This is a genomic window from Photobacterium carnosum (assembly GCF_002849605.1).
GTDB classification, from domain to species: domain Bacteria; phylum Pseudomonadota; class Gammaproteobacteria; order Enterobacterales; family Vibrionaceae; genus Photobacterium; species Photobacterium carnosum.
On record NZ_NPIB01000006.1, the window covers coordinates 43,321 to 67,945 of the forward strand.

Annotated in this window: 21 protein-coding genes and 2 tRNA genes; 4 read left to right on the forward strand and 19 right to left on the reverse strand. The window is 40.8% G+C overall.

Going from position 1 to position 24,625, the window contains the following annotated elements:
• Nucleotides 1-155 precede the first annotated feature (155 nt).
• From deoC to CIK00_RS07230, 3 genes are all read right to left on the reverse strand, one after another.
• Entirely contained in the window at nucleotides 156-932 is a 777-nt protein-coding gene (gene deoC, locus CIK00_RS07220; RefSeq protein WP_101768231.1) for a deoxyribose-phosphate aldolase, read from the reverse strand.
• Between the two features lie 594 nt (nucleotides 933-1,526).
• Entirely contained in the window at nucleotides 1,527-2,819 is a 1,293-nt protein-coding gene (locus CIK00_RS07225) for a NupC/NupG family nucleoside CNT transporter (protein WP_101768232.1), read from the reverse strand.
• A 218-nt stretch (nucleotides 2,820-3,037) separates the two neighbouring features.
• Entirely contained in the window at nucleotides 3,038-3,841 is an 804-nt protein-coding gene (locus tag CIK00_RS07230) for a TatD family hydrolase (protein ID WP_227990426.1), read from the reverse strand.
• Nucleotides 3,842-4,009: 168 nt separating this feature from the next.
• Between CIK00_RS07230 and prfC the strand changes: the two genes are divergently transcribed.
• Entirely contained in the window at nucleotides 4,010-5,599 is a 1,590-nt protein-coding gene (prfC, locus tag CIK00_RS07235; protein WP_101768233.1) for a peptide chain release factor 3, read from the forward strand.
• Nucleotides 5,600-5,707: 108 nt separating this feature from the next.
• On the opposite strand, the gene rimI is transcribed toward prfC, so the two are convergent.
• From rimI to ubiT, 5 genes are all read right to left on the reverse strand, one after another.
• On the reverse strand, nucleotides 5,708-6,163 hold the full coding sequence (rimI, locus tag CIK00_RS07240) for a ribosomal protein S18-alanine N-acetyltransferase (protein ID WP_101768234.1): 456 nt from the start codon (nucleotides 6,161-6,163) through the stop codon (nucleotides 5,708-5,710).
• Nucleotides 6,153-6,554, reverse strand: a complete 402-nt coding sequence (locus tag CIK00_RS07245; RefSeq protein WP_101768235.1) for a DNA polymerase III subunit psi — start codon at nucleotides 6,552-6,554, stop codon at nucleotides 6,153-6,155. The genes rimI and CIK00_RS07245 overlap by 11 nt, the downstream gene beginning before the upstream one ends.
• Before the next feature lie 161 nt (nucleotides 6,555-6,715).
• Nucleotides 6,716-7,813, reverse strand: coding sequence for a glycerol dehydrogenase (locus CIK00_RS07250; protein WP_101768236.1), 1,098 nt, complete (start codon nucleotides 7,811-7,813; stop codon nucleotides 6,716-6,718).
• 254 nt (nucleotides 7,814-8,067) lie between these two features.
• Nucleotides 8,068-8,574, reverse strand: a complete 507-nt coding sequence (locus CIK00_RS07255) for a GNAT family N-acetyltransferase (RefSeq protein WP_101768237.1) — start codon at nucleotides 8,572-8,574, stop codon at nucleotides 8,068-8,070.
• Nucleotides 8,564-9,085, reverse strand: a complete 522-nt coding sequence (ubiT, locus tag CIK00_RS07260; RefSeq protein ID WP_101768238.1) for a ubiquinone anaerobic biosynthesis accessory factor UbiT — start codon at nucleotides 9,083-9,085, stop codon at nucleotides 8,564-8,566. Before ubiT ends, CIK00_RS07255 begins: the two co-directional genes overlap by 11 nt.
• Before the next feature lie 223 nt (nucleotides 9,086-9,308).
• Between ubiT and CIK00_RS07265 the strand changes: the two genes are divergently transcribed.
• The 3 genes from CIK00_RS07265 (at nucleotide 9,309) to CIK00_RS07275 (ending at nucleotide 13,383) form a co-directional block, all read left to right on the forward strand.
• Complete coding sequence (locus CIK00_RS07265; RefSeq protein ID WP_101768239.1) at nucleotides 9,309-11,348, forward strand: sensor domain-containing protein; 2,040 nt, start codon at nucleotides 9,309-9,311, stop codon at nucleotides 11,346-11,348.
• Nucleotides 11,349-11,489: 141 nt separating this feature from the next.
• A complete protein-coding gene (gene ubiU, locus CIK00_RS07270; protein WP_101768240.1) occupies nucleotides 11,490-12,497 on the forward strand; it encodes a ubiquinone anaerobic biosynthesis protein UbiU in 1,008 nt (335 codons plus the stop codon).
• 10 nt (nucleotides 12,498-12,507) lie between these two features.
• The gene (locus tag CIK00_RS07275; protein ID WP_101768241.1) at nucleotides 12,508-13,383 is read left to right on the forward strand and encodes a U32 family peptidase; all 876 of its coding nucleotides are present in this window, start codon (nucleotides 12,508-12,510) and stop codon (nucleotides 13,381-13,383) included.
• 66 nt (nucleotides 13,384-13,449) lie between these two features.
• Here CIK00_RS07275 and nlpI read toward each other — a convergent pair whose 3' ends face one another.
• The 11 genes from nlpI to secG all read right to left on the reverse strand — a co-directional run bounded on the left by nlpI (nucleotide 13,450) and on the right by secG (nucleotide 24,420).
• Nucleotides 13,450-14,343 (reverse strand): lipoprotein NlpI, encoded by an 894-nt coding sequence (gene nlpI / locus CIK00_RS07280; protein WP_101768326.1) that lies wholly within the window; start codon nucleotides 14,341-14,343, stop codon nucleotides 13,450-13,452.
• Nucleotides 14,344-14,454: 111 nt separating this feature from the next.
• A complete protein-coding gene (gene pnp, locus CIK00_RS07285) occupies nucleotides 14,455-16,578 on the reverse strand; it encodes a polyribonucleotide nucleotidyltransferase (protein WP_101768242.1) in 2,124 nt (707 codons plus the stop codon).
• Nucleotides 16,579-16,970: 392 nt separating this feature from the next.
• Nucleotides 16,971-17,240, reverse strand: coding sequence for a 30S ribosomal protein S15 (gene rpsO, locus CIK00_RS07290; RefSeq protein ID WP_045027573.1), 270 nt, complete (start codon nucleotides 17,238-17,240; stop codon nucleotides 16,971-16,973).
• Nucleotides 17,241-17,438: 198 nt separating this feature from the next.
• The gene (gene truB, locus CIK00_RS07295) at nucleotides 17,439-18,386 is read right to left on the reverse strand and encodes a tRNA pseudouridine(55) synthase TruB (RefSeq protein WP_101768243.1); all 948 of its coding nucleotides are present in this window, start codon (nucleotides 18,384-18,386) and stop codon (nucleotides 17,439-17,441) included.
• A 2-nt stretch (nucleotides 18,387-18,388) separates the two neighbouring features.
• Nucleotides 18,389-18,790 carry a 30S ribosome-binding factor RbfA gene (rbfA, locus tag CIK00_RS07300; protein WP_101768244.1) on the reverse strand — a complete coding sequence of 134 codons (402 nt, stop codon included), beginning with the start codon at nucleotides 18,788-18,790 and terminating at the stop codon, nucleotides 18,389-18,391.
• Nucleotides 18,791-18,888: 98 nt separating this feature from the next.
• A complete protein-coding gene (gene infB / locus CIK00_RS07305) occupies nucleotides 18,889-21,612 on the reverse strand; it encodes a translation initiation factor IF-2 (RefSeq protein WP_101768245.1) in 2,724 nt (907 codons plus the stop codon).
• A gap of 31 nt (nucleotides 21,613-21,643) precedes the next feature.
• Nucleotides 21,644-23,131 (reverse strand): transcription termination factor NusA, encoded by a 1,488-nt coding sequence (gene nusA, locus CIK00_RS07310; RefSeq protein ID WP_101768246.1) that lies wholly within the window; start codon nucleotides 23,129-23,131, stop codon nucleotides 21,644-21,646.
• A gap of 22 nt (nucleotides 23,132-23,153) precedes the next feature.
• A complete protein-coding gene (rimP, locus tag CIK00_RS07315) occupies nucleotides 23,154-23,609 on the reverse strand; it encodes a ribosome maturation factor RimP (RefSeq protein WP_101768247.1) in 456 nt (151 codons plus the stop codon).
• Between the two features lie 188 nt (nucleotides 23,610-23,797).
• Nucleotides 23,798-23,874: transfer RNA gene (locus tag CIK00_RS07320), tRNA-Met, on the reverse strand.
• Nucleotides 23,875-23,931: 57 nt separating this feature from the next.
• A tRNA-Leu gene (locus tag CIK00_RS07325) sits at nucleotides 23,932-24,016 on the reverse strand.
• An 11-nt stretch (nucleotides 24,017-24,027) separates the two neighbouring features.
• Nucleotides 24,028-24,420: a preprotein translocase subunit SecG gene (secG, locus tag CIK00_RS07330; RefSeq protein ID WP_101768248.1), complete on the reverse strand. Its 393-nt coding sequence runs from the start codon at nucleotides 24,418-24,420 to the stop codon at nucleotides 24,028-24,030.
• Nucleotides 24,421-24,625: the final 205 nt, after the last annotated feature.

Consider the following 24,625-nt stretch of genomic DNA (forward strand, 5'->3'; position numbering starts at 1 on the left):
TAAAATTTACGTACACGAATCCACTCAGTGATGCCAAAACATCATTGGGAATAGCATTAAATAAAATAGATAATTGCAGCTAATATAAAATAATTAGCGTTAAGAATAATAAATGAAAATTAAGGTGGCATGACACCACCTTATTTAGCTAAAGCTTAGTAACCGCCTTGTGCCGCTTGCTCGCCTTCACCTAACGTGTGAAGTAAATTAGCAAGTAGGCTTGATGCACCAAAACGGTAATGACGGCTATCAGCCCACTCTTCACCAAGAATAGTGTTTGCCATTGCTAAATATTGTTGAGCATCTTCAGCAGTACGTACGCCACCAGCAGGCTTAAAGCCAACTGTTTTTGCTACACCCATATCGTTAATCACATTCAACATGATTTCAGCATATTCAGGTGTTGCATTGACTGGCACTTTACCTGTAGATGTTTTAATAAAGTTAGCACCTGCATTAATACAAATTTCAGACGCTTGCTTAATAAGCGCTTTCGTTTTTAGCTCACCGGTTTCGATGATTACTTTAAGAAGCGCATTATCACCACACGCTGCTTTACATTGCTTCACAAGCTCAAAGCCTACTTCTGCATTGCCAGCCATTAGCGCGCGGTATGGAAATACTACATCGACTTCATCTGCACCGTAAGCAACAGCCGCTTTTGTTTCAGCAACGGCGATCTCAATATCATCGTTACCGTGCGGGAAGTTAGTTACTGTTGCAACACGTACATCAGGTGTACCTTGCTCACGTAGTTGCTTCTTAGCGACTGGAATAAAACGAGGGTAGATACATACTGCAGCAGTGTTACCAACCGCTGTTTTTGCGTTCTTACATAGCGCGATCACTTTTTCATCAGTGTCGTCGTCATTTAATGTTGTAAGATCCATTAATTTTAATGCACGTAGTGCTGCAGCTTTTAAATCGCTCATGACTCTCTCCAGTCGTAATGTTTGATCGCGGTAGTGTTAATATTGCTACCTGAATACTCAATATGAATTCAGCAGTGATTCACTGCGGTGCAACGACATTCACTATCGCTGTCATCTATAGTCGGACTTTATTCCTTGAAGACCCAGAAACACAAATAAATCGATTCTGATTACTATCCTTAGTACCGCGTAGGCTACCCCGTATAAGATTAAGTCACCCTAATCTATTTAGGTTTTACCACCTTATAATACCAACTCAACCACAACTCGACCATCAAACTCGTGTTTCCTGTGGTGGATAATATGTTTACTGAAATCAAAAGTGTTTTCGCAACTCATGCAACTGAGACATAAAAAAAGCGCTTTTTTGCATGATTTTTATTTATGATGCAAATAACATCAATAAGGCGATCAATAACAACCCCGCGACTGTTTCTATAAGAGAATAATAACAGAGTGAAAATTCAGAAAGGGGAACGCAATCGATTTTATTACATTAAGCAAAACTTAAATGGAATCGCTTTTCTCTAAACAAAAAAAACGCCACAGCATGAGCCATGGCGTTTCTTCTCTGAGGTAACTATTTACGTATAACTATGATGCTAAGGTAATAAACAAACCTGCAATGGTTGCTGACATTAGGTTAGATAATGTACCTGCCGCAACAGCCTTCATACCAAAGCGAGCAATTTCAGCACGACGCGTTGGTGCTAGACCACCTAAGCCACCCAGTAGAATTGCTACTGAAGATAGGTTAGCGAAACCACACAATGCGAATGAGATGATAGCTTTAGTCTTATCTGTCATTTCTACGCCAGTTTGTGCTACTAACATGCCACCATCAGCGACATCTTTTAGGTAAGGGGCAAAGTTTAGGTAAGCAACAAATTCGTTAACAACAACCTTCTGACCGATAAATGAACCAGCAACTTGTGCTTCACCCCATGGCACACCAATAAGGAATGCAAGTGGAGCGAATACATAACCTAGAATCAATTCTAGTGTTAACTCAGGCATACCGAACCAACCGCCGATACCACCAAGCATACCATTCACTAATGCAATCAAACCGATAAACGCTAGTAGCATTGCACCAACGTTTAGTGCTAGTTGCATACCAGATGATGCACCAGCGGCTGCTGCATCAATAATGTTCGCTGGTTTTTCTTCATTTTCATCTTCATCGTTACCTGCGATTTGCTCAATTGGCTGCTCGGTTTCAGGTTTAATGATTTTAGCAAATAATAGACCACCAGGAGCTGCCATAAATGAAGCGGCAATCAAGTACTCTAGAGGCACACCCATTTGTGCGTAACCTGCAAGTACACCACCCGCTACTGACGCCAAACCACCACACATTACTGCAAACAGCTCAGACTGAGTCATCTTAGGAACAAACGGACGAATAACCAAAGGCGCTTCTGTTTGACCTACAAAAATATTAGCTGTTGCAGACATTGATTCTGCGTGAGAAGTACCCAGTACTTTACGTAAACCGCCACCCAGAACATTGATAACAACCTGCATTACACCGATGTAGTACAACACGCTGATAAGTGCAGAGAAGAAAACGATAACTGGCAATACGCGTAATGCGAATACAAAGCCACCGCCACCAAATAATTCAAACATTTTGTTTGATGTTAAACCACCAAACAAGAAGTTAATACCGTCATTACCATAACCAATAACGTTAGCTACTGCTTGAGACATGCCATACAGCACATCACGGCCTACAGGCACATAAAGAACAAAGGCACCCAAAAGAAATTGGATAGCAAATGCACCACCAACAGTACGTAAGTTGATCGCTTTACGGTTATCAGATAGAAGTACGGCAAGTAATAGCAGTACCACCATCCCAACTAGGCTCATTAGCAGGCTCATGATTTATGGAATCCTATAGTTAAGTTTTGGCGTATTGACAGTTAGGCTCTTTTATAGAGCCCGCGCATTATACTCATGGAGTTACGGATGATGTAATGCAAAGATCACAGTTTATGAGGAAATTTGATGTACCATAATCAACTATTGTGACTCGCATCACATAACACTTACGTTACAAGTCACACTGTTAACGCAATCGTTTGGCTTTGGCAGCAAAATCACACATTTATTTGAAATAATTCAGTACATGTTAAGGTTGTTGCTTGTGCTATTTGTGCATAAGTGTCCCCTCGAATATCAGCTAATACGGTAACAATATCGACTAAACGCTCGGGACGATTTGGCTGACCTTGATACCCAAATACCGGCATATCAGGTGCATCAGTTTCTAATAACAACGTTGATAACGGCAATTTCGCTATAGTAGCGCGTGTTTTTTGAGCGCGGCTATAAGTAATTGTGCCACCAATTCCAATTTTGATACCAAGATCAATAAGCTGCGTTGCCTGTTGGTAACTGCCACTAAATCCATGATAAACACCTCCCATTTTAGGCGGATGCTGACGCAGTAATTTTAGTAATTCAGGAAAGGCTTTACGGCAATGTAGGATCACGGGCAAATCATACTTATTAGCTAATTGAAGTTGTGCTTGTAGCCATTGCAACTGTTGGTCTCGATTAACATCAGCGACGGCAAAATCTAACCCACACTCTCCTACCGCTACACACCGATCATCATTATTAGCTTTAGTAAGCTGACGTGTTAATTCATCCACAACATCAATAGAATGTTGGCGGCTAAAAAAAGGATGAATACCTAGCCCATAATATAAACCTGAAAATTGCCGACATAATTCGATAACAGGTTGCCAATTACTGCCACCAACGGTTGGAATAATAATCGCTTTCACGCCTGCTTGCTGCGCTTGTATCCATGCTTGTGCGGGATTATTTGAGAAAGGAGCAAAGTCGAAATGACAGTGGCTATCTATTATTACTGAATCACTGGTTACTATAGACATACTATGAGTCTCTATTAAGGCAGATATTATTGCTAATATTACGAAAATTAGCATTCAAATACGGCATTATTTACCTTTGTGAGTAATTCTCGCTGCGGCTAGATTGAGTCTAAGGGTAAAATCAGCGACAATAGCAAACAATGCACTTCATTCAAAAAGAACATGCTAATGTCGCAAACACAGTTTCAGAGCGAAGTATCTAAACGTCGTACTTTCGCTATTATCTCCCACCCCGATGCGGGTAAAACCACCATTACTGAAAAAGTATTGTTGTTCGGAAACGCGATCCAAAAAGCTGGTACAGTAAAAGGTCGTGGTTCTAACCAGCATGCAAAATCTGACTGGATGGAGATGGAAAAAGAACGTGGTATCTCAGTAACCACATCAGTTATGCAGTTTCCTTACCATTCTTGTTTGGTTAACTTACTGGATACTCCAGGACACGAAGACTTCTCAGAAGATACTTACCGTACATTAACCGCCGTTGACTCTTGTCTAATGGTTATCGATGCCGCAAAAGGTGTTGAAGATCGTACTCGTAAGTTAATGGAAGTTACCCGTCTACGTGACACACCTATTATTACCTTCATGAATAAATTGGACCGTGAAACACGAGATCCAATGGAATTACTTGATGAAGTTGAAGTTGAACTAGGTATGGCATGTGCGCCAATTTCATGGCCTATCGGTTGTGGTAAAGAATTTAAAGGTGTTTTCCATATTCACCGCAATGAAACAATTCTTTACAGCACAGGTCAAGGTCACACCATTCAAGAACAACGTATCATTAAAGGCTTAGATAACCCTGAGCTTGATATTGCAATTGGTAGCGATCTTGCGGCGATCTTGCGTGAAGAACTAGAGTTAGTGATCGGCGCATCTAATGAGTTTGATCGTGAACTCTTTTTAGCGGGCGAACTAACACCAGTATTCTTTGGTACTGCACTAGGTAACTTTGGTGTTGACCATATGCTTGACGGCTTAACAGAATGGGCTCCAGAGCCATTACCTCGCCAAGCCAATACCCGTGAAGTAGAAGCAACTGAAGAGAAATTCTCAGGCTTCGTGTTTAAAATCCAAGCTAACATGGATCCTAAACACCGTGACCGTATTGCCTTTATGCGTATTGTGTCTGGTACTTACGACCAAGGCATGAAGATGAACCATGTTCGTACAGGCAAGAGCGTCAGTATTTCTGATGCAGTTACCTTTATGGCGGGTGACCGTTCACGTACTGAAGTGGCTTATGCGGGTGACATTATTGGGTTGCATAACCACGGTACAATTCAGATTGGTGATACCTTTACTCAAGGTGAAGACATCAAGTTTGCGGGCATTCCGAACTTTGCCCCTGAACTCTTCCGTCGTATTCGTCTAAAAGATCCACTTAAGCAAAAACAATTACTAAAAGGCTTAGTGCAACTTTCAGAAGAAGGTGCGGTACAGGTATTCCGTCCACTACAAAACAACGATCTGATCGTTGGTGCAGTTGGTGTACTTCAGTTTGATGTAGTTGTGGCTCGCCTTCGAGCAGAATACAACGTTGAAGCAATTTATGAAGGCGTTAACGTGGCAACTGCACGTTGGGTTGAATGTAATGATGCGAAGAAACTTGAAGAATTCAAGCGTAAGAACCAAGCACACTTAGCCTTAGACGGCGGTAATAACTTGTCTTACATCGCACCAACAATGGTTAACCTAAACCTTGCTAAAGAGCGTTTCCCTGAAGGTGATTTCCGCGCGACACGTGAACACTAATCAACGTTCTGGTTATGATGTCTCGTTCTAAAACAAGTTAAATACAAAAAAGCCGCCATCATATGATGTGCGGCTTTTTTATTAATATTAATTTAGTAACCAACAGTATTAACCAAAAGGCATAAACATATAAGCCATGATTAATGCATCTTCACGGCCATTAACTGCTGGGTAATAACCGACACGTCGATTGGTTTCATTAAACCCAGTCGCTTCATACAATTTATAAGCACCAAGATTACTTTCACGTACTTCAAGCCAAATTTCTTCTGCTTGTTTCGCATCTAACGCATCAATAAAACCATTGAGTAATAACTTACCGTAGCCCTTACGTTGCTGAGTAGGATCAATCGCAATATTAAGCAAAGTACCTTCACCTGCGACTAATTGCCCAAAGCAATAACCCACAACCTGCTCATTTACCACTAATACATAGTTAGCAGCAATACGATTTGGCTCTTTACGGATCATTGATTCTGCCCACGGAAAGGTATTCGCGGCTTGTTCTATACGCCAAACATCATCGGTATGGTGCGCTTCTAATGGAATAATTTTATGAGTCATAACTACAAATCTGTTGCCATAATGCTTTCTTAGATGAAGGATCATTATGCATAAGTTTTAATGAGGCCGAATTCAGAACCTGACAACCAGTAGGGTGTGCCCCTTGGCAACCGGCAAACCAACACCACATTAAATGATGTTCTGCGATTTGATCAAGTGCCGATAACGGCAAGGATAACGCTTGTTGTGGAGTTAATTTCATACTTGACAAAATCCGCCCAAATAACCAAGCATCATGCTCATTTAATTCCTCAGCTGTAACAAAAAGCAGCTTACACTCAGCGGGCAGATTAATGACAGGTAATACTTGGTTAGGAAAAAGCTCTGGCTTTCGCACTTGCCAATAGGTGATCCCCATTTCCTGTAACACCTGAATATCGCGTTGCTTCATACCCTACCTGCTATGGAATATAAATGGAGGCTGATCCTAGCAAATCCACACTGCTTTGTACTCATAAACTATTGTCTTCTGTCTCTAACTGCTTAAAAACAACAATGCCGACATTTAGTCGGCATTGATTATTATTATTCAGTCATCATTAACATGAAAAATTAGTCATGGTAACGTTGTGCTAATGCATCAGCAGCAACCATTGCTTGGTAAACACGATCAGCATTTACTTTAACGGTCATATTACACATAGTGTCACCTTCAGCACAGGCAATTTCAGCCACTTGACGCCAATCAGCTTCCACCATTTCTTCGATACCAAAATCAGCAAGTGTTAATGGTAAGCCCGCAGTTTTCATAACATAAATTACGTTTTCAATTTCTTCTGCGTCAGCTTTTTCAAGTACTAATTGAGTTAGCAAACCAAACGCCACTTTTTCGCCATGTTGAATATGATGTAATTGTGGTAGTGAAGACATACCGTTGCTAACTGCGTGTGCTGCGGCTAAACCGCCTGACTCAGCACCGATACCACTTAGGTAAATCGTTGCTTCAACCATTTCTTCTAATGCTGGCGTAACTACATGGCGACGTGCTGCATCCATTGCCATTTCAACGTTTTCAACAATCAGTTCATAACACATTAATGCCATACCAAGACCGGTACGTGATACGCGTTTTTGAACAAGATTTAGACCATCAGCATAACAACATGAACGCGCTTCAAAGAACGTCGCTAGCGCATCACCAATACCTGCTGCAAAGAACTTCGTTGGTGCTGCGGCAATAATACCGGTATCAGCAATAACAGCATCTGGGTTTTGAGGTAAGAACAAGTAACGGTCAAACTCACCATCATCTTTATATATCACAGACAATGCAGTACAAGGCGCATCAGTTGACGCAATAGTTGGGAAAATAATCACCGGAATATGAGCAAAATGCGCAACCGCTTTTGCAACATCCATGGTTTTACCACCACCGATACCCACAACCACATTTGCACCGTGATGTTTTACGATCTCATGGATACGACCAATTTCAGTATCAGTACATTCATATTGAAATTGTTCTGCATGAGCAGTAATGCCTGCTTTTTCTAAGGCTGGTAACGCTTCTGCTTTAACTTTATTTAGAATAAATTCATCACAAATCAATAAAGCATTATTACCAAAATCTTTAATAAACCCATCAAGTTGAGGCAATAGGTTTTGGCCAATAATGAATTTTTTTGGTGAGGTAATACTACGTGGGATCATGAATACTATTCCTTAATGATTTTCTCTTAGCAATAAAATACCACCACCAAATATTAAGCTAAATGACAAATAAAGAGTTCTTAATTCTCAATATTAATCTTATTGCACAAATATGAATAACTTATGAATAAATACTAAAAAACCATAACTCTCTTAAACGTTTTGTCGTTAAACTATTTCGTAAAACTCTTTCGTAAAAGATAAGGTCATGGCTTTTTATTTGCTTAGTTACAACTGTTAAGCACATTATTCATTTATGCTAACGCATTAAACTCTTCGCAATATTCAACTAATCCTTGATGTTGTTGCACACTACCCGGTGCAATTTCTAACACCATAAAGGCTTCTTCTGTGCCAGGCCAACAACAAGTTAAACCATACTGTAAAGCCGCTTGATAACCCGCACGGTGGTAATAATTTGGATCGCCTAATACCACAACTACCGGATAATCAAAATCAGCTAACGTCGCTTGAGCCTCTGCTAATAAAGCTAAACCAACCCCTTGATTACGGTGATCTTCGCGAATAGATAACGGCGCAAGCCCTTGCCAATTGGTTTCTTGTCCCGCTATCGTTACTGGACTAAAAAAAGCATGTCCAATCACTTCACCATCATCGGTACAAGCAACTAATGATAAAGTTCGACAGCCATTTTCACGTAAACGCATCACTAAATTAGCTTCAGCATCGGTGTCAAAAACTGATTTTAATAATCGATCAATCAATAAAATATCAGCAGGCGCTTCAGATCTAATGAGCATGTATAACCTCTTTTTCAATCACGTTAGTCTGCATTCCCTGATGAATAAAATCAGCTGACTGCTGTAACAAAAATTTTACGGGTGAAGGTAGAGAATCAAGATCAATACTGTCCATTAGATTCTTTACTTCCAATCCCAGTTCAGTGTCCCCTTCAATACGAAGACGACGTTGGAAAAACAGTGTATCAGGATCTTCTTTACGTGCTGCAATTAATACTAAATCATTACACTCGCCACTAAAGCTCACATCATGATGTTCACAGTGCTCAGCAACGACTAATTTTTGATCTTGATAACTAATAAACCATTGAAGATCTAAATCACGCACTTCAACTTTTAACCACCGATCTTCAAGAAATTCAAAATCACCATCGGCCAATGCTTCTTTGAAAACCATGGCAAGACTCTCTAACATGATCTTTTTCTGAAGAGAGAAAGGTGTCAATTTCGCAGGGACACGTAATAATGCAGGACCATGTTGAACCAATTGTTTTCTAAGTTGAGCAATCACTATTTGTTTTCCTGTTTCAAAGTCGAACGCTAAAAATGAATTTTATGGCAATCTTAGCCATTTGTTTTATGCCTTGAGTCAAAAAAAAGCAATTGCTTGATTAAAACAAGTCATTATTTTGTTAGTGAGTATTATATTTATGTCGACTAACATTTACACTAGTTATGAATGCGCTATGCCTTATTATTAACATTAAAATCATATTACCAAGGATCAAACAGTTATGCAGATAGAGCAACTTGACTATTGGTTTCCGCTACTGACGAATAATAGTCCTTTTCTGTTTGCAATTATTGATGACCGACACTGCTATTATAATGTTAATACTCGTTATAGTGATATCAGTGGTAAACCACAACATGAGCTTATTGGTAGTAATGATACCGATGTTCTTGGCCACTACTATTACCAATGTCTAAAACCGTATTATGAGCGTGCTTTTAATGGTGAAGTAATTGAAGCTGAAGTCACAATTAATGACACTCCGCATCATACCAGTTTGCATATTAGTCTAGCGCCATTAACGAATGCTCAAGGTGAAATTAAACATATTATTTCACATTCAATTGATACTTCAGAACGTCATATACTGATTAATTCATTACAAGAATCTGAGCACCAATTAAACCAACTTCAAAATCTCATCACTGATGGCATTTGCATTGTAGAAAATAATATTATCAACAATGCTAATCAACGTGCTGTTGCGTTATTAGGCATCACATCAAAACACATATTACTCGGTAAAAAGTTTGATGAACTATTGCTAGATAGTAACAACCAACCTTGTCACTGTAATGCATTAACCCAAGCCACCCATAGTGATAATCAACATTATTACGCCATCAATAATACCGACCACTTACCACTAATAATAACAACAACCCCAATCACTCTCTTGGGTAAGACTGCTTTATTCATAAAACTGACCCCCACAACGAACACCAATGATCAACACCATAAAATTGAACAATTAACCCAACGCGATCCATTAACGGGGTTATTTAACCGTTATGGCTTTAGTCGCCAACTTGATCAATTAATGAAAGCCAATACTCCGCTATTTATGTTGTATATCGATATTGATAACTTCAAAAATATTAATGATTCATTAGGGCATCATATTGGTGATAAAGTCTTACAAGAAATAGCCCAACGATTGCAACAACTATTACCGAAAAATGCCATTATCGGTCATTTAAGCGGTGATGAATTTGCGGTTGTATTGACGCATCCAGAACATGAAAATAGTGGTGATATGATAGCTGAACAGATCATTACTTTAATTAACAAGCCATTTGATCTCCATTATTTTAGTAAACACCTCACCTGCTCAATCGGCATGGTCAAATCACCCGGTAACGGTCACGATGCGCGAATAATGATCCAAAATGCCGACACCGCAATGTATGAGGCCAAAAATCGCGGTCGTAATCGCTTAGTCGTCTTCAGTGATGCCATGAGCAAAGAAGCAAGAATGCGATTATGGCTTGAAATGGAACTACAAAAAGCATTGCAAAATAACAGCTTAGAAGTGTGGTACCAACCTAAAGTTAATGCTAAAAACTTTGAAATTGACGGTGCTGAAGCGTTAGTACGCTGGAAACATCCCGTTGAAGGCTATATTAGTCCAGCACAATTTATTCCTATAGCAGAACGCTCAGGGTTAATCGAACAACTTGGCCAGGTTGTGATGCGAGAAGTATTCACAACCATTAAGCAACTAAAAAATAAGAAGTTATTAAAAGGACGCGTCGCTATTAACTTATCGTCACGACAATTTGAAAACCCAAACCTCATCAATTTTGTTGACAACCTACGTCAATCTACGGGTATTAATACCAATGATTTTACCTTTGAGCTAACTGAAAGTACGGTGATGAATGATGGTGAACATACTATTCAAATGCTCAATGCCATTAAAAATCTAGGATTTGCATTATCTATTGATGACTTTGGTACTGGCTATTCATCACTGTCTTATTTAGCCCGTTTTCCGCTTGATGAACTTAAAATTGATCGCGCCTTTATTAAAGACATAGACACTATCCCTAAACAAATTATCTTAATCGAAAATATCATTAATCTCGGAAAATCACTTAATATGAGTGTCGTCGCTGAAGGTATTGAAACCCATCAGCAAGCCACCTTACTCTCAAACCTCAATTGTGATTATATTCAAGGATTTCATTTTCATCGCCCAATGCCAAAACAAGAATTAGAAGCTTTATTATTAAAAGAAAAAATTTATCTTAACGATTGATGTGAATCTAAAAACACGATCATTTAGTAACAATTTTATTGTTTAATATCAACAAAACCTGCCTCGCATCAAGATCCATAACCATAAACACTTTTACTATGATGACATCGTTTTTATGCAAAGATTGGATAATAAAATAACATGGAGCTTCTTTGCCCTGCTGGTAATCTTCCAGCATTAAAAACCGCCATCGATAATGGTGCGGATGCTGTATATATCGGTTTTAAAGATGATACTAACGCCCGCCACTTTGCTGGTTTAAACTTCACCGAGCGCAAACTAGAAAAAGCGGTACAATATGTTAAAGATCATGATCGTAAATTACATGTCGCTTTAAATACCTTTGCTCATCCTGATGGTTTTAGCCGTTGGACAAAAGCGGTTGATAAGGCTGCTGCAATGGGTGTTGATGCGCTGATTGTGGCTGACATTGGTATACTTGAATATGCAGCAACGACTTACCCTGATTTAGAATTGCACCTCTCTGTTCAAGCTTCTGCAACCAATACCGCTGCAATTGATTATTATCAGCAAAATTTTAATATTAAACGTGTGGTATTGCCGCGCGTATTGTCTATGCATCAAGTTAAGCAATTAGCACGTAACACCAATATGCAGTTAGAAGTATTTGCGTTTGGTAGCTTATGTATTATGTCGGAAGGTCGCTGCTATTTATCCTCATATATGACAGGCGAATCACCAAATACTGTCGGCGCTTGTTCACCTGCAAAATATGTTCGCTGGCAAGAAACACCACAAGGGCTAGAGTCGCGTCTAAATGAAATATTAATTGATCGCTATGCTGAAGGTGAAAACGCAGGCTATCCGACCCTCTGTAAAGGTCGATTTGATATTAATATTGACGGTGAACAGAAGCGTTATCATGCGCTTGAAGAACCCACCAGTCTTAATACACTTGATATTTTGCCTGAGTTATTTAAAGCAAATATTGCATCAGTTAAGATCGAAGGCCGTCAACGTAGCCCTGCGTATGTTGAACAAGTAACCCGTACTTGGCGCGCCGCTATTGACCACTATTTAGCAAATCCTGATGGCTACAGTGTTAATCCTGCGTGGAATTCATGTTTGGGTAATCTGTCTGAAGGCAAACAAACAACATTAGGTGCATACCACCGTAAATGGCAATAAGGGATCATTAATGAAATATTCACTTGGGCCATTACTCTATTTTTGGCCTCAGCATGATGTTGAAACCTTCTATCAACAAGCAAAGCATAGCAACGTTGATATTATTTATTTAGGGGAAACGGTGTGTTCCAAACGTCGGGCACTTAAAACAACTCAATGGATTGATATTGCAAAAGAACTTGCTGCTAATGGTAAACAAGTCGTGCTATCAACCATGGCGTTGCTAGAAGCCCCTAGCGAAGTTAACATCATGAAAAAATATATCGATAATGGCGACTTTATTGTTGAAGCTAACGATGTATCAGCTATTCAACTAGCATCACAAAGTAAAGTACCGTTTGTAGTGGGCCCCGCAGTTAACTGCTATAACGCGCAGACTTTAAAACTGTTTGTTAAACAAGGCATGACTCGTTGGTGTATGCCTGTAGAACTGTCTCGTGATTGGTTAAGTAACACTTTAACTGAATGTGAAAAACTGGGGATCCGTGATCAATTTGAAACTGAAGTTTTCAGCTATGGTTACCTACCATTAGCCTACTCAGCCCGTTGTTTTACTGCTCGCGCTGAAAATAAAGCCAAAGATGATTGCGAGACATGTTGTATTAAGTACCCTCAAGGGATCACGGTTAACAGTCAAGAAGATCAAAAAATCTTCACTCTTAATGGTATTCAAACCCAATCAGGTTACTGCTATAACTTAATCAATGATTTAAAAGGCATGAAAGACATGGTTGATGTGGTGCGATTAAGCCCTATGGGACTTGATACTTTGACCTTAATTGATGATTTTCGTGCTAATGAGCAAAGCACTATTCGCCATCCTCTTATTAATGGTCATCAATGTAATGGCTATTGGCATAATCTTGCGGGATTGGATCTTCGTTAGAGGGCCAAAAGAAATAAAAAAATAGCCGCTAATTATAGTGGCTATTTTTATATAAAATCATTGTGATTATTCGCTTAGCGAAGATAATTCTGGCGCTGCATTTTGTTCTGCCATAAAAATACGACTCAATTCAAGTAGCGACAATCTATGTTCAATAAACTCATACACATTTCCGGATAAAGCGAGTTTATATAGCATCACTGCTGTTGAATAATCTTGCTGCTGTTGATATCGCTGCGCTAAATAAAAATAGCCTTCCGTTAGTCGTAATGCTAACTGTTCATTGTTATCACTACTTTCTGCAATATCCGTGACAAATTGCTCTTCACTAATATCACCAAGGTACATTCGTACAATTTGCCAACCCCAATCTTGTTTATCACTCATCACATAACGCTGTTGAAGCAACGATTGTGCTTGCTGTGGCACAAATTTCAAATCATTAATATATAACCAAATCACGCGATAAGGATCATTAATATCCTGCTGATAATGGGGTAATAAATCATCATTAGCTAAATCATAACGCTCGCCATAATACAGCGCAATACCACGATTACGGTGGGCATAAGGATGATCAGGGGCTAAATCTAACGTGGAATCAAAGGATTCATAAGCAGAATCAAACATCCCCATTTGAGTAAAAATAACGCCTGCAACATTAAATAAATCAGGTTGATTAGGATTTAAGGTTAACGACTTATTAAAATCAAGTCGGGCGAAATCACGCAAACCTAAACTGTCATGCAGTAAACCACGATCATAATAAATGGTTGCTAAGGTTATTTGAGGAATATTGGGTTGTTGTAATATTTGCTCAATTCTTGCCAACTGAATCTGCTGTTGCAAACTAGGTTGATAAGGGATCGCCATTGGCGGATGGGTCCATGTCGTTGGCGTTGCTGAACATCCACTCAGCACCAGTGCAGTAGCTATTACAGCATATCGAAGATGGCGTATTATCAACTCAGTTCTCCCTGTTACATTAATGACGATCCGGCGTCTATGATAATATTGAGATCAAAAAAAGGGGCTTAATAGCCCCTTTATATCATGATATTAGCAAAACGCTTAGCCTTGTGGCTGTTCGTCTTGTACAGGAGCTGCGGCTGGCGCTTCTACTGCTTCTTTCATGCTTAGACGGATACGGCCTTGACGGTCAATTTCAAGTACTTTAACTTGAACTTCTTGACCCATCTGTAGGTAATCAGACACTTTCTCTACACGATCTTGTGAGATTTGAGAAATGTGAACTAGACCTTCTTTGGTACCGATAACTGATACAAACGCACCGAAATCAACGATACGCATTACTTTACCAGTATAAACACGGCCAACTTCAACGTCAGCAGTGATTTCTTCGATACGACGGATTGCTTCTTGTGCAGCAGTTCCTTCTGTCGCAGCGATTTTGATTGTACCGTCGTCTTCGATTTCAATAGTTGTACCAGTTTCTTCAGTAAGTGCACGGATAACTGCACCACCTTTACCGATAACATCTTTAATCTTCTCAGGATTGATCTTCATCATGTGAATACGAGGAGCAAACTGAGAGATATCTTCACGAGGAGAGTTAATTGCGTTATCCATTACGCTAAGGATGTGCTTACGCGCGCCTTTAGCTTGGTTAAGTGCAATTTCCATGATCTCTTTAGTGATACCTTCAATCTTGATATCCATCTGAAGCGCTGTGATACCGTCGTTAGTACCCGCTACTTTAAAGTCCATGTCACCTAGGTGATCTTCGTCACCAAGAATGTCAGAAAGAACAACGAAATCATCGCCTTCTTTCACAAGACCCATTGCGATACCCGCAACAGACGCTTTGATTGGCACACCAGCATCCATAAGAGCAAGTGAAGTACCACATACAGAAGCCATTGAAGATGAACCGTTAGATTCAGTGATTTCTGATACTACACGTACTGTGTATGGGAATTCGTCAACAGATGGCATTACAGCAGCAATACCACGCTTAGCCAACTTACCGTGACCAATTTCACGACGCTTAGGCGAACCAACGAAACCAGTTTCACCTACACAGTATGGAGGGAAGTTGTAGTGAAGAAGGAAATGATCTTTCTTCTCACCCATGATGCTATCAATGATTTGTGCATCACGTTGTGTACCAAGCGTTGCAGTAACAAGTGCTTGTGTTTCACCACGAGTAAATAGTGCAGAACCGTGAGTACGTGGAAGTACACCAGTACGTACGTCTAGCGCACGAATCATGTCTTTTTCACGACCATCAATACGAGGAAGACCCGCAATGATACGGCCACGAACAACTGTCTTCTCTAGATCGTGGAAGATAGTGTGGATTTCTTTAGTGCTTAGTGCAGAATCTTCAGCAAGTAGCACGTCATTTAGCTCAGCAGCGATCTCATGGATGCGATCGTAACGAGCCATTTTTTCAGTGATTTGGTAAGCTTCAACAAGCTTAGCTTCAGCTAATTCAGCGATCTTAGTTTTAAGTGCTGTGTTCTCAACAGGCGCAGCCCAATCCCAAACAGGAGTTGCAACTTCAGCAGCAAACTCATTGATTGCATTGATAACAACTTGTTGTTGATCGTGACCAAATACAACTGCTTGTAGCATTTGCTCTTCAGATAGGCGATCAGCTTCTGATTCAACCATTAGCACTGCGTCTTTAGTACCAGCAACAACAAGATCTAGACGGCTATCTTCTAGTTCAACGTTACTTGGGTTAAGAACGAATTGATCGTTGATGTAACCAACACGTGCTGCACCGATAGGACCATTGAATGGCATACCAGAAATAGCAAGCGCTGCAGAAGTACCGATCATTGTAACCATATCAGGGTTAACAGCAGGGTTTACAGAAACCACTGTTGCAATAACTTGTACTTCGTTTTTAAAATCATTAGGGAATAGCGGACGGATTGGACGGTCAATTAGACGTGCAGTCAGTGTTTCGCCTTCAGAAGGACGGCCTTCACGCTTGAAGAAACCACCAGGGATTTTACCTGCAGCGTAAGTACGCTCTTGGTAGTTTACTGTTAGCGGGAAGAAGTCTTGGCCTTCTACTGCTGTTTTCTTACCAACAACAGAAACGAACACAGAAGTGTCGTCCATGCTAACCATTACTGCAGCAGTCGCTTGACGTGCCATAACGCCAGTCTCAAGAGTAACCGTGTGGTTACCGTACTGGAAAGTTTTTACGATAGGATTCACGTGAATTTCCTTAAATATATTCCGCTTTTTATTTACTGGTTGATTATAACCAAGACAAACATAAGCGTCATGTAATGATGTCCACTTTTTGTAGTGATTTCACGTATCGCGACTAATGAAAGTTCTCAGCCATGAAAAAACTATCATTAGCCGCGACCTGAAGGTCGACGAAAACGACTCGCGAAGTCATAACAAGTGGATATGTGCAGTTATTTACTCGACACCTATCATATCTCTGCGTAAGCATTCATACAACAAACTTGAGCTTAACTCCGGTACAGATAGTAGACGAAATTGCGAAAGATAACAGGGGGACGAATCAATAATAGCGGTATCAATAATAAAGAGCAGATAAAAAGAAAGGAGCCTAGGGCTCCTTTCTTAAAGCAATCTTAGCGACGTAGGCCTTGACGCTTGATTAGGTCTTGGTAACGATCTAGATTTTTACCTTTAAGGTAATCTAGAAGCTTACGACGACGAGAAACCATGCGTAGTAGACCGCGACGGCTGTGGTGGTCATGCTTGTGGTTAGCAAAGTGACCTTGAAGGTGGTTGATTTGCGCTGTTAAAAGTGCAACCTGAACTTCAGGAGAACCAGTATCATTTTCACATTGTGCGTAATCTGCAACGATTGCTGCTTTAGTTTCTGCATTCAGAGACATAACTTATTCCTAATACAAGATGTTATAATTTGTGCCGCCAATCTCTGATTCAGCCGACACCCAAGCCGCGGATTATACTGATCAGCGGTACTAACTACAAGCGAATAATTAACCAGTTTTATTTTTAATCTCAAGCAACTCATGTGTAATAATCAAACTGATTTGTCACTCAGAATTACTTATGATTCCTTGGCGTCATTATTGCTCTTGTTCGTTAGCCATTACGCGTTTTGGTGCCAACATGCCTTTTGCATCAATGGTACCAACACCAATAAATTCCGCTGCTTCACCCACTGTAATGCGCACTAATGTGCCCTCAGCAGGAACAACTTCAGCACAGACAGGATTACCATGTAAGACATGAACTGCAGCTTCAGCAGTAACATTCACTTCAGGTAAATCTTGCACAGCAGTATCAGTTGGCAATAACAACGCATCTAATACTGTTCCAGGCTCAATTTCATCCACTTTCGCTTGATCAAGCATGGCTTGTAACTGCTCAATCGTTACCATACGATCGTAAGGGAAATTAGAGACACCAATACGACGTAAATAAATCACATGAGCGCCACAACCTAGCATTTCACCTAAATCATCAACAATAGTACGAATATATGTGCCTTTTGACACATGTAATTCCATTTCAACTTCGTTGTTATCAAAGCGCAGTAACTCAACCGAATACACTGTAATTTTACGCGATTCACGAGGAATAGAAATTCCTTCACGAGCGTATTCATACAGTTTACGGCCTTGGTACTTTAATGCTGAGTACATGGATGGAATTTGATCTGTCGTACCACGAAAGCGATCAATACATGCTTCAAGTTGATCACGTTCAACATTCACAGCGCGGGTTTCAACCACTTCACCATCAGAATCAGACGTATCTGTACGCTCGCCTAATTTAGCAACCACACGGTAACGCTTATCTGAATCTAACAAAAATTGTGAAAACTTTGTCGCTTCACCAAAACAAAGCGGTAACATGCCCGTCGCTAAAGGATCAAGCGCACCTGTATGGCCCGCTTTTTGTGCAAAAAAGATACGTTTCACTTTTTGCAGGGTATCGTTAGAACTAATGCCGGTTGGTTTATCAACCAAGATCACACCGTTAATTGGACGACCTTTACGACGACGTGCCATGTTTACTCCTCGCCTTTTTCTACTTCTTCTTCATCACCACGACGATCTTCATCGTCACGTACCGCTTTAGATACTAGGTTTGAAATACGCATACCTTCAGTCAGTGACTGATCAAAGATAAAGTTCAATTCAGGCGTTACACGTAGGCGAATTTCTTTACCTAGTAGTGAACGGATGTAAGGTGCCATTTCACGTAATGCGTCTAAACTACCTTCAGCCGTTTGTTCACCAATCGGGAAAAACGTTACATAAATTTTGGCGTAGTTCATGTCACGCGATACATCAACACTTGAAATAGTTGTCATTGCGATCGCAGGGTCTTTGATTTCACGCTGTAAAATCACTGCCAATTCTTTTTGTAGCTGTTGAGCTACACGTTGGGTACGGCTAAATTCTTTTGCCATTATTTTGCTCTCTCTAAGAATAATGCTCTTGAAAGAATGGGGAGCCGAAGCTCCCCATTATCATTATCATGTTGAAAAACAACTATCTACACTGATTATTAGTCAAGTGTACGTTGGATTTCAATAATTTCGAATACTTCGATCTGGTCACCAACGCGAACGTCGTTGTAGTTCTTAACGCCGATACCACACTCATAACCATTCTTAACTTCAGGCACGTCATCTTTAAAGCGACGTAGTGACTCAAGCTCACCTTCGTAAATAACAATGTTTTCACGTAGAACACGAATAGGATTATTACGCTTGATAGTACCTTCAGTAACCATACAACCAGCGATTGCGCCAATCTTAGGAGACTTAAATACTTCACGAACTTCAGCAAGACCAATGATTTCTTGTCTAAACTCAGGAGACAACATACCGCCCATCGCCGCTTTAACTTCGTCGATTAGTTGGTAGATGATTGAGTAATAACGTAAATCTAGGCTTTCATTGTCGATTGTTTGACGCGCAGAGGTGTCAGCACGAACGTTGAAGCCAAGTAGAATAGCGTTAGACGCTGCAGCAAGTGTTGCATCAGTTTCAGTGATAGCACCAACACCTGAACCTACAATGTTCACTTTAACTTCATCAGTTGAAAGTTTACGTAGTGAGTCAGCAATTGCTTCAACAGAACCTTGAACGTCAGCTTTTAGAACGACATTCAGTTCAGCAACTTCGCCAGCTTCCATGTTCGCAAACATGTTTTCTAGCTTAGATTTTTGTTGACGTGCTAGTTTAATATCACGGAATTTACCTTGACGGTAAAGCGCAACTTCACGAGCTTTACGCTCATCACGTACTACTGTTGCTTCATCACCTGATGCAGGAACACCAGAAAGACCAAGAATCTCAACAGGAATAGAAGGACCTGCAGATTCAATTTCTTGACCTTGTTCGTTGCGCATTGCACGAATACGACCATGCATTAAACCACAAAGAACGATATCGCCTCTACGCAATGTACCTTCTTGAACAAGTACAGTTGCTACAGGACCACGGCCTTTATCAAGACGTGATTCGATAACAACACCAGATGCCATACCTTCTTCAACTGCTGTAAGTTCAAGAATTTCTGACTGAAGTAAGATAGCTTCTAGTAGGCCATCGATGTTAGTACCCTGTTTCGCAGAGATGTGAACAAACATGTTCTCACCGCCCCACTCTTCAGGCATAACACCGTATTGAGCTAGCTCATTCTTCACGCCGTCTGGGTTTGCATCTTCTTTATCGATCTTGTTTACCGCAACGATCAAAGGTACACCAGCCGCTTTCGCGTGCTGAATAGCTTCAATTGTTTGTGGCATTACGCCATCGTCTGCTGCAACTACAAGTACAACGATATCTGTCGCTTGAGCACCACGAGCACGCATAGCGGTAAACGCTGCGTGTCCAGGAGTATCAAGGAAAGTGATCATACCGTTGTCAGTTTCAACATGGTAAGCACCGATGTGCTGTGTAATACCACCAGCTTCGCCTGAAGCAACGTGTGCTTTACGAATGAAATCAAGTGTTGATGTTTTACCGTGGTCAACGTGACCCATGATAGTAACAACTGGTGCACGAGAAACTTGTAATAAGTCTGCCGCATTACGATCAGAAAGCACAGCTTCTTCAAGCTCATTTTCTTTACGTAGAATAACTTTGTGGCCCATTTCTTCAGCAACAAGTGATGCTGTTTCTTGGTCGATAACTTGGTTGATAGTCGCCATAGCGCCCATCTTCATCATTACCTTGATAACTTCAACGCCTTTAACAGACATTTTGTTAGCCAGTTCAGAAACAATAATCGTTTCACCGATCACAACATCTTGCTTAGCAACTAGCGCTGTTTTATCAAAGCCATGTTGCATAGATATTGGTTTGTTCATTTGTGGCTTACCGCGACCACGTTGGTTACGACCGCCACGGCCGTCTTGCTTAGCCGCTGGTTTTTTCTTTTTACGACGGCGAGATGTTTCTTCTTTACGGTCTTGTTCATCTTCTGCAGCACGAGCATATGTAGATGTCGTTATATGGTAATCAGATTTTTCCATACTTACTGCTTGCTCAGGTTTTACCCCGGTTTTCTCGTTCTGTTCTGCCATTTTGCGAGCCTCTTCTAGCTGACGCTGACTTTCTTTTTCGGCTTTTCGCTTGGCTTCCTCTTCCAGACGATGCTGTAGTACTTCAGCATCTAACTTAGCCTGTTTGTCAGCGACGGTGCGCTTGGCTTTTTCTTCAGCCTTACGCTTATCCTGTTCGGTACGATTCGCTTGATCCTCAGCGGCACGCTTCAATTTCTGTTCTGCTTCACGCTTAGCAGTTTCATCTGCCTTACGTTGCTCTTCAGCTTGACGTGTGGCAGCTTCCTGTGCGCTACGCTTTGCTGCTTCTTCTGCGGCTTGGTGAGTAATTATATCAGCTTCACGTTGCGCATCAGCTTCTGCTTCGCGCTTAACAGCATCTTCTGCTGCACGTTGTTCATCCTCAAGTGCTGAACGTTTCACGTAGGTGCGCTTTTTGCGCACTTCTACTTGAACATTTTTGCTCTTACCACCGTTACCAGAGACACTTAATGTACTATGTGTCTTGCGCTGCAGAGTCAGACGAGTTGGAGCGCCGTCAGTGTTGCCGTCACTACCATGCTCTTTTTTGAGATGATTAAGTAACGCCTGTTTTTCGGTTTGGCTTACATTTCCATCAACGTTCTTAGCGATCCCAGCATCTGAAAGCTGTTGAATTAAACGGTCAATTGGCGTACCAATTTCTTCCGCCAATGTTTTGACTGTAACCTCTGACATAATGCTCCTCCCTTGCTTTATTTTTTTTTGATTACGCTTCGTCGCTGAACCAGCAAATATTACGCGCAGCCATAATTAGCTCACCCGCTTTTGCATCGTCTACGCCTTCAATGTCGGTCAAGTCATCAGTTCCTTGATCAGCAAGATCTTCAAGCGTACAAATACCTTTAGCTGCAAACTTAAACGCTAACTCGCGCTCAAGACCTTCCAGACTTAATAAATCTTCTGCAGGTTCTACACCATCAAGCGTTTCTTCTTTAGCAAGCGCTAATGTCGTCAATGCAGCTTTTGCACGACCACGTAATTGCTCGATAGTCTCTTCATCAAGACCGTCAACATTCATTAATTCACTTAATGGAACGTAAGCAATTTCTTCTAGTGTAGTAAAGCCTTCTTCTACCAATACAGTTGCAAAGTCTTCATCAATGTCAAGGTGCTTAGTAAACACTTCAATTGATGCTTGTGCTTCTGCTTGGTGTTTTTTCTGTAAGTCTTCAACTGTCATTACGTTTAGTTCCCAGCCAGTAAGCTGTGATGCTAGACGTACGTTTTGACCGTTACGACCAATTGCTTGTGCCAGATTATCTTTCTGTACAGCAATATCCATTGTGTGGTTGTCTTCATCAACGATGATTGAATCAACTTCCGCAGGTGCCATTGCATTAATAACATATTGTGCGGCATTTTCATCCCACAATACGATATCGATACGTTCGCCACCAAGCTCACTAGAAACAGCTTGAACACGTGCGCCACGCATACCAACACACGCACCCACTGGGTCGATACGCTTATCGTTAGTTTTTACTGCGATTTTTGCACGAGAACCAGGATCGCGTGCTGCGCCCATTAGTTCAATAAGTTCTTCGCCCATTTCTGGCACTTCAATACGGAATAGCTCAGATAGCATCTCTGGCTTAGAACGCGTCATGAATAACTGGAAACCACGTGCTTCAGGTGCAACTTTGTACAGTAGACCACGAACGCGATCGCCTGGACGGAAGTTTTCACGAGGAAGTTGATCATCACGTTGGATAACCGCTTCTGCGTTACTACCTAAATCAATGATTACTGCGTCACGATTTACTTTTTTAACAATACCAGTGATTAACTCACCTTCATTGTTAATAAATTGTGCAACAATTTGCTCACGCTCAGCTTCACGTACTTTTTGTACGATAACTTGCTTCGCAGTTTGCGTTGTAATACGGTCGAATGTAACAGATTGAATATCGTCTTCAACATAATCGCCAAGGACGACAGTTGGATCTTCATATTGTGCTGCTTCTAACGTAATTTCAAGTGTTGGTTGAGTTACCTCATCGACAGCTTTCCAACGACGGAAAGTTTCGAATTGACCTGTTTTACGATCGATAACAACACGAACTTCAATTTCTGCTTCGTGTTTCTTTTTAGTAGCTGTTGCTAATGCAATTTCAAGCGCTTCAAAAATACGCTCGCGAGGAACAGCTTTTTCGTTGGATACCGCTTCTACGACAGCCAAGATTTCTTTGTTCATTTCTAATGCCCCAATTTAGCGGTTAGAATTTTGGAACTAGGTTGGCCTTGGAGATATTGCTCAGTGCAAAGGACTCGTCATTGCCATCTACGTTAAGTGTGATCAGTTCGCCTTCAACAGCGACAATGTCACCTTTCCACTTACGATGGTTTCCCATCGCCATTTTCAATACTAAGCTAACTTCATGACCAATAAATTGTTGGTAATGTGCAGCTTTGAATAGTGGTCTTTCCAATCCAGGGGAAGACACTTCTAAGTGGTAAGCAACAGTAATTGGATCTTCAACATCCATTACAGCACTGATTTGGCGGCTAACCTCTGCACAACCGTCTACATTAATACCATTTTCATGGTCAATAAATACGCGAAGTGTGGAGTGCTCACCAGCACGGATAAACTCTAAACCTACCAGTTCAAAGCCAATAGCTTGAACTGAAGGCTCAAGTAAGTCGGTTAATTGTGTCTCTAAAGCTGTCAAGACAACCCCCCGGAAACAAAAAAAGGGCATAAAGCCCAGTAAATACCTGAATGGTCATGTTTCAGATAATAAAAAACCCCGAATACGGGGTTTTTTATTACTGGACCCTGATTACTAAGAACATGCAAGCAAGTATCTTAGTAAGAAAACAAACACTCAAAATTAAGAATAGTCTATTTTCAGGAAAGTGGTTGCGGGGGCTGGATTTGAACCAACGACCTTCGGGTTATGAGCCCGACGAGCTACCAAACTGCTCCACCCCGCGTCCGATTCTGAACTGAGTATACCGTTCAGATGTTACTATTACAAGTAACCAATATAATGGTGCCGAGAAGGGGACTTGAACCCCTATACCTTGCGGCACTAGCACCTCATGCTAGCGTGTCTACCAATTTCACCATCTCGGCTAAATCTTTACTTACTGAGATTTTTCACTTGTTGCTGGTGTTGTTTCAGCAGTGTTCTCAGTCGTTTTTTCTGCTGCAACTACTTTATCAGTAGAGATTACTGTCTTTGGTTGTTCAACAGTTTGTGTTGTAGCAGGAGCTGAAAGATCATCCCAACCACTTGTCTCTGCTGATTTCTTAGCACTTATGTTGCCAAGAACAAGGCTGATTGCAAAGAAAATAATTGCACAAAGTGTTGTCATTCGAGTTAGAAAATTTCCTGAGCCGCTAGAGCCGAACAAAGTTCCTGATGCACCAGCCCCGAATGAAGCTCCCATATCTGCGCCTTTACCTTGTTGAATCATTACTAGGCCAATAACACCAAGCGCAGCGACAAGATAAATCACAAGTAGAATTTCGTACATGGGTTCCACCTATGGTAAAATAGCTATACCGACTTTGCTTTAGCAGTGCCAGCGCATTCCTCTTATATAGAGAGCGAATGAATACTAGCGAAACCCCGTGACAGTGACAAGTAATATTTACGTAAAAAGTGAATATTCCGAACCACTTGCACAACATTTAGCCAAAAACAAAATTATAAAAATAAAAAGGCTGACTCTATTTTAT

Excerpts from the sequence above, each read along its gene's own strand:
- deoC (WP_101768231.1), bottom strand. The coding sequence starts at position 932 with ATGAGCGATTTAAAAGCTGCAGCACTACGTGCATTAAAATTAATGGAT.
- CIK00_RS07225 (WP_101768232.1), bottom strand. The coding sequence starts at position 2,819 with ATGAGCCTGCTAATGAGCCTAGTTGGGATGGTGGTACTGCTATTACTT.
- CIK00_RS07230 (WP_227990426.1), bottom strand. The coding sequence starts at position 3,841 with ATGTCTATAGTAACCAGTGATTCAGTAATAATAGATAGCCACTGTCAT.
- prfC (WP_101768233.1), top strand. The coding sequence starts at position 4,010 with ATGTCGCAAACACAGTTTCAGAGCGAAGTATCTAAACGTCGTACTTTC.
- rimI (WP_101768234.1), bottom strand. The coding sequence starts at position 6,163 with ATGACTCATAAAATTATTCCATTAGAAGCGCACCATACCGATGATGTT.
- CIK00_RS07245 (WP_101768235.1), bottom strand. The coding sequence starts at position 6,554 with ATGAAGCAACGCGATATTCAGGTGTTACAGGAAATGGGGATCACCTAT.
- CIK00_RS07250 (WP_101768236.1), bottom strand. The coding sequence starts at position 7,813 with ATGATCCCACGTAGTATTACCTCACCAAAAAAATTCATTATTGGCCAA.
- CIK00_RS07255 (WP_101768237.1), bottom strand. The coding sequence starts at position 8,574 with ATGCTCATTAGATCTGAAGCGCCTGCTGATATTTTATTGATTGATCGA.
- CIK00_RS07265 (WP_101768239.1), top strand. The coding sequence starts at position 9,309 with ATGCAGATAGAGCAACTTGACTATTGGTTTCCGCTACTGACGAATAAT.
- ubiU (WP_101768240.1), top strand. The coding sequence starts at position 11,490 with ATGGAGCTTCTTTGCCCTGCTGGTAATCTTCCAGCATTAAAAACCGCC.
- CIK00_RS07275 (WP_101768241.1), top strand. The coding sequence starts at position 12,508 with ATGAAATATTCACTTGGGCCATTACTCTATTTTTGGCCTCAGCATGAT.
- rpsO (WP_045027573.1), bottom strand. The coding sequence starts at position 17,240 with ATGTCTCTGAATGCAGAAACTAAAGCAGCAATCGTTGCAGATTACGCA.
- truB (WP_101768243.1), bottom strand. The coding sequence starts at position 18,386 with ATGGCACGTCGTCGTAAAGGTCGTCCAATTAACGGTGTGATCTTGGTT.
- rbfA (WP_101768244.1), bottom strand. The coding sequence starts at position 18,790 with ATGGCAAAAGAATTTAGCCGTACCCAACGTGTAGCTCAACAGCTACAA.
- infB (WP_101768245.1), bottom strand. The coding sequence starts at position 21,612 with ATGTCAGAGGTTACAGTCAAAACATTGGCGGAAGAAATTGGTACGCCA.
- nusA (WP_101768246.1), bottom strand. The coding sequence starts at position 23,131 with ATGAACAAAGAAATCTTGGCTGTCGTAGAAGCGGTATCCAACGAAAAA.
- secG (WP_101768248.1), bottom strand. The coding sequence starts at position 24,420 with ATGTACGAAATTCTACTTGTGATTTATCTTGTCGCTGCGCTTGGTGTT.